The sequence below is a fragment of the Pseudomonas sp. OIL-1 genome (assembly GCF_010669185.1).
Classification (GTDB): Bacteria; Pseudomonadota; Gammaproteobacteria; order Pseudomonadales; family Pseudomonadaceae; genus Halopseudomonas; species Halopseudomonas profundi.
Map to the genome: position 1 here is coordinate 1,153,140 of NZ_CP048629.1, position 12,291 is coordinate 1,165,430.

At 55.8% G+C, this 12,291-nt stretch carries 11 protein-coding genes and 1 pseudogene; 11 read left to right on the plus strand and 1 reads right to left on the minus strand.

The features are described 5' to 3' along the window. The first annotated feature begins 81 nt into the window (after positions 1 to 81). The 10 genes and pseudogenes from G3M63_RS05230 (at position 82) to G3M63_RS05275 (ending at position 9,669) form a co-directional block, all read left to right on the plus strand. Positions 82 to 615 carry a cupredoxin domain-containing protein gene (locus tag G3M63_RS05230; protein ID WP_106761014.1) on the plus strand — a complete coding sequence of 178 codons (534 nt, stop codon included), beginning with the start codon at positions 82 to 84 and terminating at the stop codon, positions 613 to 615. Between the two features lie 83 nt (positions 616 to 698). Further along, positions 699 to 2,456 (plus strand): copper resistance system multicopper oxidase, encoded by a 1,758-nt coding sequence (locus G3M63_RS05235; RefSeq protein ID WP_163982078.1) that lies wholly within the window; start codon positions 699 to 701, stop codon positions 2,454 to 2,456. Next, positions 2,453 to 3,202 carry a copper resistance protein B gene (locus G3M63_RS05240; RefSeq protein ID WP_163982079.1) on the plus strand — a complete coding sequence of 250 codons (750 nt, stop codon included), beginning with the start codon at positions 2,453 to 2,455 and terminating at the stop codon, positions 3,200 to 3,202. Before G3M63_RS05235 ends, G3M63_RS05240 begins: the two co-directional genes overlap by 4 nt. Positions 3,203 to 3,353: 151 nt before the next feature. Beyond that, positions 3,354 to 3,707 (plus strand): hypothetical protein, encoded by a 354-nt coding sequence (locus G3M63_RS05245; RefSeq protein WP_058092398.1) that lies wholly within the window; start codon positions 3,354 to 3,356, stop codon positions 3,705 to 3,707. Positions 3,708 to 3,718: 11 nt separating this feature from the next. Further along, positions 3,719 to 5,071 carry an APC family permease gene (locus G3M63_RS05250; protein ID WP_163982080.1) on the plus strand — a complete coding sequence of 451 codons (1,353 nt, stop codon included), beginning with the start codon at positions 3,719 to 3,721 and terminating at the stop codon, positions 5,069 to 5,071. Positions 5,072 to 5,098: 27 nt separating this feature from the next. Then, positions 5,099 to 5,326, plus strand: coding sequence for a hypothetical protein (locus G3M63_RS05255; protein ID WP_163982081.1), 228 nt, complete (start codon positions 5,099 to 5,101; stop codon positions 5,324 to 5,326). Then, positions 5,319 to 7,678 (plus strand): annotated as a pseudogene (locus G3M63_RS05260) (heavy metal translocating P-type ATPase). Before G3M63_RS05255 ends, G3M63_RS05260 begins: the two are co-directional and overlap by 8 nt. Positions 7,679 to 7,702: 24 nt before the next feature. Beyond that, on the plus strand, positions 7,703 to 7,855 hold the full coding sequence (locus G3M63_RS05265) for a hypothetical protein (RefSeq protein ID WP_163981500.1): 153 nt from the start codon (positions 7,703 to 7,705) through the stop codon (positions 7,853 to 7,855). 55 nt (positions 7,856 to 7,910) lie between these two features. Then, a protein-coding gene (locus tag G3M63_RS05270) for an IS3 family transposase (RefSeq protein WP_153274282.1) occupies positions 7,911 to 9,061 on the plus strand; the annotation gives its coding sequence in 2 pieces (ribosomal slippage) (positions 7,911 to 8,148 and positions 8,148 to 9,061; 1,152 coding nt in all). 149 nt (positions 9,062 to 9,210) lie between these two features. Continuing rightward, on the plus strand, positions 9,211 to 9,669 hold the full coding sequence (locus G3M63_RS05275; protein WP_065336094.1) for an ATPase: 459 nt from the start codon (positions 9,211 to 9,213) through the stop codon (positions 9,667 to 9,669). 41 nt (positions 9,670 to 9,710) lie between these two features. On the opposite strand, the gene G3M63_RS05280 is transcribed toward G3M63_RS05275, so the two are convergent. Beyond that, positions 9,711 to 11,060, minus strand: coding sequence for a hypothetical protein (locus G3M63_RS05280; protein ID WP_256669951.1), 1,350 nt, complete (start codon positions 11,058 to 11,060; stop codon positions 9,711 to 9,713). Between the two features lie 131 nt (positions 11,061 to 11,191). On the opposite strand from G3M63_RS05280, the gene G3M63_RS05285 reads away from it, so the two are divergent. After that, positions 11,192 to 12,262 carry a YncE family protein gene (locus G3M63_RS05285; RefSeq protein WP_163982082.1) on the plus strand — a complete coding sequence of 357 codons (1,071 nt, stop codon included), beginning with the start codon at positions 11,192 to 11,194 and terminating at the stop codon, positions 12,260 to 12,262. Positions 12,263 to 12,291: the final 29 nt, after the last annotated feature.

Below are 12,291 nucleotides of genomic sequence, written 5' to 3' on the forward strand. Positions count from 1 at the left end.
ACAACCGATTCTGGACATTGCTCAAGATTGGGGCTCAATCCTGCAGTGTTTTTCGAGCAATATTTTACAGAGGATAAAAAGATGAATGCATCAAAACTATTCGTAGCGGGTATGGCGCTTTCAATGTCGGCAACAGCGTTTGCGGCTGGCGCCCATGATGGTGGCCACGGGCACGGCGCTACAAGCGGTGAACCTGGCAAAGCGTCGGAGGCCAGCCGAACCGTAACTGTCGAGATGTACGACAACTACTACGAACCCGAAGAAATCAGTGTAAAGCCGGGTGAAACCGTTCGCTTCGTGGTGGAGAACAAGGGAAACCTCGTCCATGAGTTCAGTGTTGGCACTCCCGACATGCACGAAGCTCATCAAGAGGAAATGATGATGATGGTTGAGCATGGCGTCATCCAGGGCGGCAAGCTGAACCACGACATGATGAATATGGATATGGGGAATGGCCATTCCATGAAGCATGACGACCCGAACAGCGTGTTGCTGGAACCGGGCCAAAGTAAAGAAGTGGTATGGAAGTTCTCTGATAAAGGCAATATCGAATTTGCCTGCAACGTGCCGGGCCACTATCAGGCCGGGATGTACGGTGAGGTCAATTTCGAGTGACTCGCTTGACTGAAGTCCGCGAGTGCGGGCTGAGGCTCGTTCCTCGGCTCGGCTTCTACGATGTGTAGTATGGGGTGAAACAGATGAAAGTACGTCTTTTGACAGGACTTTTGAGCCTGCTGATGCCCGCCATGGTTATGGCCGGTGAGTACGACCTTACGGTTGACCGGGTTAAAATTGATACCGGCGATTTTGAGAAAGAAGGTATAGGCTACAACGGCGCATCTCCGGGACCGGTAATGCGTTTCAAGGAAGGCGAGAACGTCCGGATCAACGTGACCAACAACCTGGATGAGATGACGTCCATTCACTGGCACGGCCTGATCCTTCCTTTTAACCAGGACGGTGTGCCTGGTATCAGTTTCCCGGGCATCAAGCCGGGTGAAACCTTTACCTATGAGTTTCCTATCCAGCAGGCAGGCACCTACTGGTTCCACAGCCACTCTGGTTTTCAGGAGCCGGACGGCGCCTATGGTGCCATTGTGATCGAACCGGAAAAACGTGAGCCGTTTCGTTATGACCGCGAGTACGTGGTGCAGTTGACTGACAAGCACCCCCATTCCGGTGACCGCATCATGCGCAACCTGAAAATGATGCCGGACTATTACAACCGCGAGCAGCAAACCGTGGGCGAGTTTTTCTCGGACGCGTCAAAGAATGGCCTGATGAATACGGTCCGAGACCGGATGGCCTGGGGCGACATGCGCATGATGAAAGCGGACGTTGAGGACCTGCAAGGCTTTACGGGTCTGATCAACGGTAAGGGGCCGGACCAGAACTGGACTGGGCTTTTTGAGCCGGGCGAACGCATCCGGCTGCGATTCATCAACTCTTCGGCCATGACCTACTTTGATATCCGGATTCCTGGTCTGGATATGACCGTCGTTCAGGCCGATGGCAACAACGTTCAGCCCGTTAGTGTCGATGAATTCCGGATTGGTGTAGCGGAAACCTACGACGTGATCGTACGTCCGAAGGATGAGCAGGCGTACACCATCTTCGCCGAATCCATGGGACGTTCCGGATACGCCAGGGCAACACTGGCCCCCGAAGAGGGCATGGAAGCGGCAGTGCCGCAACTGCGTGAAGCTGCCCGACTGACCATGGCTGATATGGGCGGTATGCCTGGTATGGACCATGGCAGCATGGCGGGCATGGATCATGGGAACATGGATATGGACAGCTCAGAAGATATGTCCGGGATGGATCACTCCTCAATGGAGGGAATGGACCACTCCAACATGGACAGCATGGATCATTCCAACATGGAAGGCATGGATCATGGTTCCATGGCGATGGGAAAAGGCGGCCAAAGCGACCCCTTTTACGCCAAGGGAAGTGGCCTTGTACCCACGGCAGCCAATGGCGGCAAGTTCCTGTCCTATGCTGACCTGAAGGCCCAAGATCCACTGTATGAAGACCGCGAACCGACCCGGGAAATTGAGCTTCGTTTGACCGGCAATATGGAGCGTTATACCTGGAGCATTAATGGCGTCAAGTACGAAGACGCAGACCCAATTCGTCTCAAATACGGTGAGCGAGTTCGCTTCAAATTCGTGAACGAGACCATGATGACTCACCCTATGCACCTGCACGGTATGTGGTCCATTCTCGATGTTGGTGCAGACCAATGGAACCCGATCAAGCACACGGTCAGTGTGCAGCCAGGCACCACGGTTTACATGGAAACCGAGGTCGACGCGCCCGGCCAGTGGGCGTTCCACTGTCACCTGTCCTATCACGCGGCCGCTGGTATGTTCCGCAAGGTAATTATTGAAGGTGGGCCAGATTCAACGCAGGCCAAAACAGACGTGATTGCTGAAGATGGAGGTGAGGCATGAGTTGTATTCGATCACTTGTCGCCGTCAGTTTTCTTGCCTCTATTGGTGTCTCAACGGCGGTGACAGCTCAGGAAATGATTTCCGACACCACGGCTCGTAAACAGCCGCTCACAACCTGGGGCGTTCAATTCGAGGAATTTGAGTACCGCTACAGCGACGATGGCGAGGAGCTGGGCGTCTGGAATGCGGATGCCTTCTATGGCACTGACGATTTTAAAGTCCGGTTGCTCACAACCGGGGAGTACGAGATCGAGGAGCAGGCCTACGAAACGCTGGAAAACCAGCTGGTCGGCCAGATCCCCATTTCCAAGTTCTTCGACGCCAAAGCGGGTGTGCGTTTCGACACCCCCGAGGGACCGGATCGTACGTATGCTGTTCTCGGTGTAGCCGGGCTGGCACCCCAATGGTTTGAGATCGATGCAAACTTGTATGTCAGCAAGGATGGAGATACCTCAGCCGAACTTGACGCAGAGTACGAGCTGCTGCTCACTAACTATTGGATCCTTTCCGCAACGCTGGATGCGACGGTAGCGTTCAGTGAAGACAGGGAAATTGGCATCGGCAAAGGATTGGTTTCCACCGAAACCGGCCTCCGGCTCCGCTACGACCTGATAGACCGTGCGTTCTCGCCTTATGTGGGTGTGGTGCACGAGCGTAAGTATGGCGATAGTGCCGACCTGGCCGAGGCGAGCGGCGGCGGCACAGAAGATTGGTTTGCCGTAATCGGCGCTCGAATCGCATTCTGATGCTGAAGGGCCATGGGAAACCCATGGCCTTTTTTCGTCTATGATTTGATGTAACTCAAATTCACCGAAAGCATGTGTCCATTTTCAGCCGCAGTTCAGATTGAAGTGTTTTGATACAGGGAGAAGTTATCTGGAAGAGAGGTGTCGCCCCATAACCAAAGCACACAAAGCAACCAATCAGGAACAGTTTTTGTTGCGCCGGAAATTGGCCATCGAGGGGATGGGAGAAGGTCAGTGGGAGGATCTCATCCACGATCTTAACCACCACCCCTGCGTTGATTTCGCCGAGCGTAAACCGAATGGCACATTGCGGGTGACATATGACGGAACCCACTGGTCTGTCGATGAATTACTGGAACTGGTCAAGGCCTGCGGTGGCCGATTGAAAACCGGATGGTGGACCCGGCGCAAATTGGCTTGGTACCGGGTTACCGACGACAACGTCCGGGCAAATGCCAAGCATGAGCCGTTCTGCTGTTCCAAGATTCCACCCATGAAAAAATAACAGGAGGTTGAATGAACAGGGAGGAAGATCGAACTACCCGCTACCAGGAGGGCAGTCTCACTTTACCAGGGACAGTCATGCTGGGTACCGGCGTCATGATTGGCGCCGGTATTTTTGCGTTGACCGGGCAGATGGCCCAGATGACCGGCGTACTTTTCCCGCTGGCCTTTCTCGCTGCGGCTGTGATTGTGAGCTTCAGCGCCTATTCCTACATCAAGATCTCCAACGCCTACCCGTCGGCCGGGGGCATTGGTATGTACTTGCATAAAGCTTACGGAAACCGACTGCCAACGGCTTTCAACGCCTTGCTGATGTACTTCTCCATGGTCATTGCTCAGAGTTTTCTGGCCCGTACATTCGGTGCCTACACCATGCAGCTTTTCGGCGGTGACGACACCGGTCGCATGGTACCCATTCTCGGTGTATCACTTATTCTCGCGGCGTTTTTGATCAACCTGCTTAGCAACCGTCTCATTCAGGGCGTGGCCTCCTTCATCGGTATCCTGAAAATCGGAGGCATACTGATTTTCGGTCTCGTCGGGATCTGGATTGCTGACTCAATCTCGGTTGATTTTTCAGAGCCTGGCGAAGCCGGAACGCTGGGCAACTTCCTGGGCGCGACTGCGTTGGGTATCCTGGCATTCAAAGGCTTTACTACCATTACCAACAGTGGCTCCGAAGTAATAGACCCAAAGCGGAATGTTGGCCGTGCCATCATTATTTCCATTGCCGCCTGTGTGGTGATCTACACGCTGGTGGGGTTTGCCGTCGCCAGCAATCTGTCGCTGGCTGAAATCATCGAAACACAGAATTACTCCCTGGCTGCCGCTGCGCGTCCCGCGCTTGGCGAGTACGGTGTCTGGTTTACCGTCGCCATTGCTATGATGGCCACGGCAGGCGGGATTCTGGCCAGTGTCTTTGCTGTGTCCCGCATGTTGGCGATGCTGACAGAGATGAAACTGGTTCCCCACAGTCACTTTGGCATGCCCGGCAGCATCCAGAAGCACACTCTGGTTTATACCGTGGTCCTGGGGCTGATTCTGACCGCCTTCTTCGACCTGTCCCGAATTGCCGCATTGGGTATCGTCTTTTACCTGATTATGGACATTGCCATTCACTGGGGTGTACTGCGTTATCTACGCAAAGACATCAAGGCCAACATCTGGGTGCCAGCAACAGCCATCTTGTTGGATCTTTTGGCGCTGGGCGGCTTCGTCTGGGTAAAGCTTAATACGGACCCGTTCGTCATCAGCGTGGCAGTCGTGACCATGATCGTGATTGCAGTATCCGAGCAGATTTTCCTTAAAAGATCACCGGAATCGGCGCAAGCGAAACAGGAAGAGAGTCATGCGCATCATCATTAATCTGAATCAGGAAGAGAGGCTATTGCCATGATGGGAGATAACATGTTCGGGAACACCATGTGGGCAGGACACTGGCTGTGGATGCTGGTGATTGCCATTGTGGTGGTCATTCCGGCCTGGCGTATTTGCCAGCGCACGGGGTATCCGGGGTGGATGGGTGTACTGATACTGATCCCTATCGTCAATCTGGTTCTGCTGTATTTCATTGCGTTTGCAGACTGGCCTGTAGACAAAACAGGAGATCGGAATGGCTGAGCACCATCACACCCATCAGCACGATCATCACACCGATAAAGCCCCTGGCGAGCACGCCGCCAAGGATCCGGTCTGTGGCATGTCAGTGGATCCGCACACCGCGGAACATCGCAGCCAGCATGGCGGTAAAACCTGGTACTTTTGCTCCTCGCGCTGCCAGTCCAAATTCGACGAGGACCCTGAGCAGTACCTCGATTGGGAAAAGAAACAGCAAGAGCCGGTAGCGCCGGGCACTATGTATACCTGTCCCATGCACCCGAGATTCGGCAGCAAGGGCCAGGGGACTGCCCAATCTGCGGCATGGCCCTAGAGCCCGAGCAGGTAAGCCTGGACGACGGGCCCTCGGAAGAACTCAAAGACATGACCCGCCGATTCTGGATCGGCCTGGTGCTGGCCCTGCCTGTACTGGTACTGGAGATGGGTGGGCACCTCACCGGACTCGATCACATTATAGCCCCGCAGATGTCCAACTGGATTCAACTGGTGCTGGCAACGCCTGTGGTGCTCTGGTGCGGTTGGCCCTTCTTCGTCCGGGGTTGGAAATCCGTGGTTAGCCGTAACTTGAACATGTTTACGCTCATTGCCATTGGTACCGGCGTCGCGCTGATCTACAGCCTGGTGGCGACCCTGGCGCCGCAGATCTTCCCAGGCGCCTTCCGGCAGGAAGACGGGTCGGTCGCCGTCTACTTCGAGGCGGCTGCTGTCATCGTAGTGCTGGTGCTGCTGGGGCAGGTGCTGGAATTGCGTGCCAGAGAGAAAACCTCTGGTGCCATCAAGGCCCTGCTGGATCTGGCACCGGCGACGGCCAGAAAACTGGACGACGATGGCAGCGAATCCGATGTGTCGCTTGATCAGGTCAAGGTCGGTGACCGCTTGCGGGTACGTCCGGGAGACAAGGTGCCGTTGGACGGCGAGGTGCTTGAAGGCAGCTCCAACGTGGATGAATCCATGGTGACCGGTGAGCCTTTGGCAGTCAGCAAAAAATCCGGCGACCAGGTGATCGGCGGCAGTATCAACCAGCAGGGCAGCTTTATCATGCGGGCCGACAAGGTTGGCCGTGACACCATGCTGTCCCAGATTGTGCAGATGGTGGCGAGCGCCCAGCGCAGCCGCGCGCCCATTCAGGGCCTGGCCGACAAGGTGGCGGGTTATTTTGTGCCTGCGGTGATCGTGATCGCCATTATCGCCTTTATAGCCTGGTCATTCTTCGGGCCCACGCCGCCTATGGCGTTCGGGCTGATTGCAGCGGTCAGTGTTCTGATCATTGCCTGCCCTTGCGCACTTGGCTTGGCGACGCCCATGTCCATCATGGTGGGTGTCGGACGCGGTGCTCAAAGTGGCGTTCTGATTCGCGATGCGGAAGCCTTGGAGCGTATGGAGAAGGTGGACACCGTGGTGGTGGATAAAACCGGCACGCTGACAGAGGGCAAGCCGCAAGTCACCCGGCTTGTCGCGGCCAACGGGTTCGATGACAGTAGTCTCATGCGTTATGCAGGCGGCCTGGAGAAAGGCAGTGAGCACCCACTGGCTCACGCCATACTCGATAAAGCCAAGGGCATGGACCTGAAGCTTCCGGATGCGGAAGACTTTGACTCTCCGAATGGTAAAGGGGTTACCGGTCGAATAGACGGCAAGCGGGTGCTACTTGGTAACCGCCTTCTCATGGAGTCGGAAAATGTCGACACCACGCGATTTGACGGCGACGCCGACCAGCTCCGAAAAGATGGTGCTACCGTGATTTTTGCTGCTGTCGACGGAAACGTCGCAGGGTTGCTGGCGATTGCCGATCCGGTCAAGGAAACCACCGAAGCCGCTATTTCCGCGCTGCAAAAAGACGGCATCCGGGTGGTCATGCTGACCGGCGATAACCGCACTTCAGCTGAAGCAGTTGCCCGAAAACTGCATATCGACGAAGTGGAAGCGGAAGTCCTGCCGGAAGATAAGGGCAAGATCGTCCAGCGCCTGAAAGACGAAGGCCGTGTTGTCGTGATGGCGGGTGACGGCGTAAACGATGCGCCTGCACTGGCAACGGCGGATGTCGGTGTGGCCATGGGCACCGGGACCGATGTCGCCATCGAAAGCGCCGGCATTACGCTGCTACGCGGCGACCTGATGGGCATTGTCGAGGCGCGCCGTTTGTCTCTGGCGACCATGCGCAATATCCGTCAGAACCTGTTTTTCGCCTTCGTTTACAACTCCGCCGGTGTTCCGATAGCGGCAGGGGTTTTGTACCCGTTTTTCGGGATACTGCTGTCGCCCATTTTTGCAGCGGCCGCCATGTCGTTGTCCTCGGTCAGCGTGATTGTGAATGCGCTGCGTTTGAGGGTGGTGAAACTCGGGTCAAAGCAATGAACTTCTGAATCATTGGAGGTAGCTATGTCATACACAATCGATCGAGTTATCAAAGATGTCGATTTCGAGGACGTGGACAGAAGAGCGCGTCAGGCCCTCACTGATCACGGCTTCGGTGTGCTGACAGAAATTGATGTCAAAGCCACCATGAAGAAAAAGCTGGACAAGGATGAATAGCCCCTAGTTTCGTAGACACCTCCAGGCCTTATAATCGAGGCACCCAGGAGGTCCAATGAGCAATCCACGCTACACCGAAGAATTCAAAATCGAAGCCGTCAAGCAGGTGGCAGATCGAGGCCATTCCGTTGCCGAGGTCGCCGCTCGATTAGGCGTGTCGGCACATAGCCTGTATCAATGGCTCAAGCGCTACTCCAAGCCCACCGCCCAGCGACAGCAGGATGATGATCTTCAGGCTGAGAACCGGCGATTGAAGGCCGAGCTCAAGCGCGTATCAGAAGAGCGAGATATATTAAAAAAGGCCACCGCGTACTTCGCCAGAGAGTCCGACTGAGGTACGCGTTTATTCAGAGCCAAGTGGACAAATATCCCGTGCGCCGCCTGTGCAAAATGATGACTGTGCACCCCAGCGGTTACTATGCATGGTGTCGCAACAAGCTGTCTGATCGCGCTCGGGAAGATCAGCGTCTGTTGGGCCAGATAAAACACTCTTGGCTGGAAAGCGGCGGCGTGTATGGCTATCGCAAAATTCATCTGGATCTTCGTGAAGCGGGTGAGGCTTGCGGTAAGCACAGGGTAGCCCGCCTCATGCGCTGCGAGGGATTGCGCTCACAGACGGGTTATCGCCGCCGCCCTGGTCATTACGGTGGGAAGCCTGCGGTAGTTTCACCCAATCACTTGGATCGCCAGTTCGATGTAGCGGCGCCCAATGTTGCCTGGGTGACAGACATTACTTACATCCGCACCTACGAAGGCTGGTTGTATTTGTCCGTGGTTATCGACCTGTTCTCGCGTCAGGTTGTCGGCTGGTCGATGAAGCCGCGTATGACATCTGACTTGGCGCTGGACGCGCTGTTAGCCGCAGTGTGGCGTCGCAAGCCGCAAGGATGTGTGATGGTTCATTCGGACCAAGGCAGTCAGTTTAGTAGCGGGGACTGGCAGAGCTTCCTGAAAGCGAATCACCTGGTGGGCAGCATGAGCCGCCGGGGAAACTGCCATGACAACGCGGTAGCTGAAAGCTTCTTTCAATTACTCAAACGGGAGCGAATCAAGCGACAAATCTATCCAACACGCGAGGCTGCAAGACAAGACGTGTTCAATTACATTGAGATGTTTTATAACCCAAGGCGCCGGCACGGCACGAGTGGTGACCTGTCACCGGTCGAGTACGAAAAGCGCCATTACCAGAGCCTGGCGAGTGTCTAGAATACTGGGGGCTATTCAGGATTAGCGAATTAGCCAGGCGAGCGCATAGCCCAACTGAACACTGGAAATGCAAATAGGACTCCTCATTTGACGACGGGATACCTATTTGATGTCAGTCATATTATGGAGAAGAAAAAAGGAAAAAAGATATGGATATAAAGACTTTTGGACAACTGATCGACTGGACGCGCGATCTGCACTCACATCTGGCGAGCTGTCTGTCCCATTGCGCAACAAAGCACGAGGAAGAACGGGCCCGTGCGCTTTTGGATTATCTGGCAGCTCATGAATCGGAAATAGAGCGGATCGTAAACGAGTTTGAGCGCCAGGGAGATGCGAAGGCTCTGGAGACCCGAGTTATCGACTACCTCTCTCATAACCCGATCAAAACTCACCGAACCTGCGACGAGCCCTACGCAAAGCTGGATTTTGCTGGCATCTCCCGCGAGGTCTTTGACTTCCACGATCAGATTATTGATCTCTACAAGACACTGGTTGGAAAGGCCGAGATTCCAGAAGCAAAGGAACTGCTGGAATCACTGTTGACCATGGAGCAGAACGAATCCATGCGTCTCGCTCGCCAGGTAGGGCGCATGGACGACCTTTAAAGCAACCAAATAGATCGAGAGGCCAGGGTAAGCGGTAGTGATCACACCTGAAAGACGGGTGCGAACCCACCGCCTGGGGTACGAAAGTTAGTGGCCTGGCCTTGGTAAACCCGTGCGGCGGAAAGCAGAAGTTGCCCAGCATAGGTGTACAAACGGATATCGACCTTTCTGGTGGTGACCGTGCCATCCACTCTCAGCGTGCGTTCTCCGGCGGGAACGAAGTTCTGCGCGATGTAATCACCCTTCAGGATCTCTTCGAAAACGCGGCGGGTTAGTTTTTCGCCCCGATAGACGCCCTTGCTGCCATGGCCCGCTACCGGTTTGAAAAACAGTTTACGCCGGTTGCTCCACAACTCCGCCTCATCACTTGCTGAAACCAGCCGGGTCTTCGATACAGCTCTATCCAGAAATCCTGCCTCGGTTTCACTCAGGCCCCAGTCGCGCAGGGTTTGGGCATCAGATAGCAGGATCAGGTTCCGTTTGTCGGCCATAAGCGCATGGGCGCGTGGATTGGGCGTGACGACCGCCGCGCCGTCGAGGTAGGCGCACCTCAGCGCCCCAAGAGCCGGGGCCTCCAAGGCAAAATCCACCAGGCGGTTGTACACCATGTCGATAGGCTTGCCGTGGGCGCTCAGGGCACCATCAACATACTCAAGCTCCGATGGGTCGAGGATCAAGGTCTCTATGCCTCTGGCCTGGAATAACTGCTGGGCCAGTTGGAATTCCGGGAACATAAACTGGGATTCTGGGGTATCGTCCACAATGGCCAGGCAACCGGGCGTCGAGTCGCCACCTTGCCGTTGCCATTCCTGCTGGAACATGGCAAACACTGCGTCCTCGAACCCATCCAGTGCCCGGTTGGTGCCAGCGGTCTGCTGGGACGGGTCACAGCATCGGTGTTGAGCCCGGGCCAATACCGTGTTCAGAAATGCGCCGCCGGCGTTGGTGTTGATTTCGATCAGCTGAGGCCCGTTCTCGCCCAGGTGAAAGTCGTAGCCCATGAAGGCCCCGATGGGGCCTGGATCAAAACCGGCGATGTCCGGCGCCCAGGACAGAGCTCTTTCCCGGTAGGACGGAAGCTCGGCAGCCGATTCGATCGCCTGAACGATCCGCTCCATCGTCGCGATGTCCGCCTGGGGTACAAAAACCGGTGTGTTTGAAAACAGGTGGTGGAGCTCGGGGACCGACGACGATCCGTTCCCGGCGTCTGAAAACTGCTTCTGGAGGCTGTCAGTGAGCGCTTTTCGGTCAAGAGTGATGCAGTAACACTGCCGGTTGAGCTGGTCGGCGTGGGTTTTGGTTGTTCGCTGGTTTTCCTGGGGCTCGTCTTGCATTGGTCGTCCATGGTAATTGTGAATCGTTCCACCTTGATTCTGGTCAAACGGATGCATGTTTCGCAACTGTTTTCAGGCCTGTTTCAGCTTGGTGTGATGAACTGCCAAGTAATGACCATGCCTGTTCGGGATCTTGCTTACCGGGCGAGGAAATCTTACTGAAACCCTCTGACCAAAAAGGGCACGCTATGAAACATTCGTTTCGCAAGCAGTGGATTGCTGGAATTACGGCCAGTGTCGCTATGAGTTTTTCGCTGATGGTGGCCGCAGACACGAACCGGGCATTTGTTCCCATGGGCACAGCGGATGCCGTCGGCGTTATTGATCTGGAAAACCGCAAGGTGACGTCGTCCATTGGCGGCACACTGAATACCCACGGTTCGGCACTGACCCCGGATGGCCGGCATCTGGTGGTGGGTAGTTTGTCGGCGCATGATCGTCAGGAGCCGGTTAGTCGCCCCGAAGGCGTTTCAGAAGATGAACACGCCGCTCATCATGGGGGCGGGCAGTCTACTGAATTGGAAGCAGGGAGTACCGGGCTGCTCTATTTGGTGAACACGGCCACAAAGACGATTGACCGCAAACTGGAAGTGCCGGGGCCGGTGCACCATGTGCTGGTGACTTCCGACAGTCGCTATGCCGTTTCCACGCATCCTGCCAGTGGCAGCATCAGCGTTGTGGATCTGGATTCCGGTCAGTTGGTCAAAACTGTGGCGACGGGGCCGGCCCCCAACTATCTGGTGCAAACCGACGACGGCCAATCCCTTCTGGTCAGCAATACCGGTAATGGCACGGTCAGCGAAGTGGATACCGAGCACTGGTTCGTCGAGCGCAACCTGCGGGTTGGCGGCAACCCAGAGCATCTGGTGCTTGCCCCCGGCAACCAGCGGCTCTACGTGAATGATGCTGCATCCGGCCAGGTTCTTGTCATTGAGCTTGCCAAAGGCGCGGTGGCGGACCGGTACGAGGTTGGGGAGGCGCCCCATGGCGTTGGCTTGAGCGCAGATGGCCAGACCCTCTATGCCACCAGCCAGGGCGGCAACCAGGTGGTCCGGATTGAGCTAGCCAGCGGCGCCCGCCACACCAGGCCGCTGGCTCCTGCGCCCTATCATCTTGCGGTCTCTCCCTACGATGGCCAGCTACTGGTGACCAGTCGGGCAGAGAACAAGCTTTGGGTGCTCGACCCGGAATCCCTCGATGTGGTTGATGAGATCGCGCTGAGCGGCATAGGCCATCAGATATCCCTTGAAGCCCATTAGTACTCTGTTCTGACACTGTTTTTTTCGCA

Coding starts and splice junctions, on each gene's coding strand:
- G3M63_RS05235 (WP_163982078.1), top strand. CDS start 699: ATGAAAGTACGTCTTTTGACAGGACTTTTGAGCCTGCTGATGCCCGCC.
- G3M63_RS05265 (WP_163981500.1), top strand. CDS start 7,703: ATGTCATACACAATCGATCGAGTTATCAAAGATGTCGATTTCGAGGAC.
- G3M63_RS05255 (WP_163982081.1), top strand. CDS start 5,099: ATGATGGGAGATAACATGTTCGGGAACACCATGTGGGCAGGACACTGG.
- G3M63_RS05285 (WP_163982082.1), top strand. CDS start 11,192: ATGAAACATTCGTTTCGCAAGCAGTGGATTGCTGGAATTACGGCCAGT.
- G3M63_RS05280 (WP_256669951.1), bottom strand. CDS start 11,060: ATGCATCCGTTTGACCAGAATCAAGGTGGAACGATTCACAATTACCAT.
- G3M63_RS05240 (WP_163982079.1), top strand. CDS start 2,453: ATGAGTTGTATTCGATCACTTGTCGCCGTCAGTTTTCTTGCCTCTATT.
- G3M63_RS05230 (WP_106761014.1), top strand. CDS start 82: ATGAATGCATCAAAACTATTCGTAGCGGGTATGGCGCTTTCAATGTCG.
- G3M63_RS05250 (WP_163982080.1), top strand. CDS start 3,719: ATGAACAGGGAGGAAGATCGAACTACCCGCTACCAGGAGGGCAGTCTC.
- G3M63_RS05275 (WP_065336094.1), top strand. CDS start 9,211: ATGGATATAAAGACTTTTGGACAACTGATCGACTGGACGCGCGATCTG.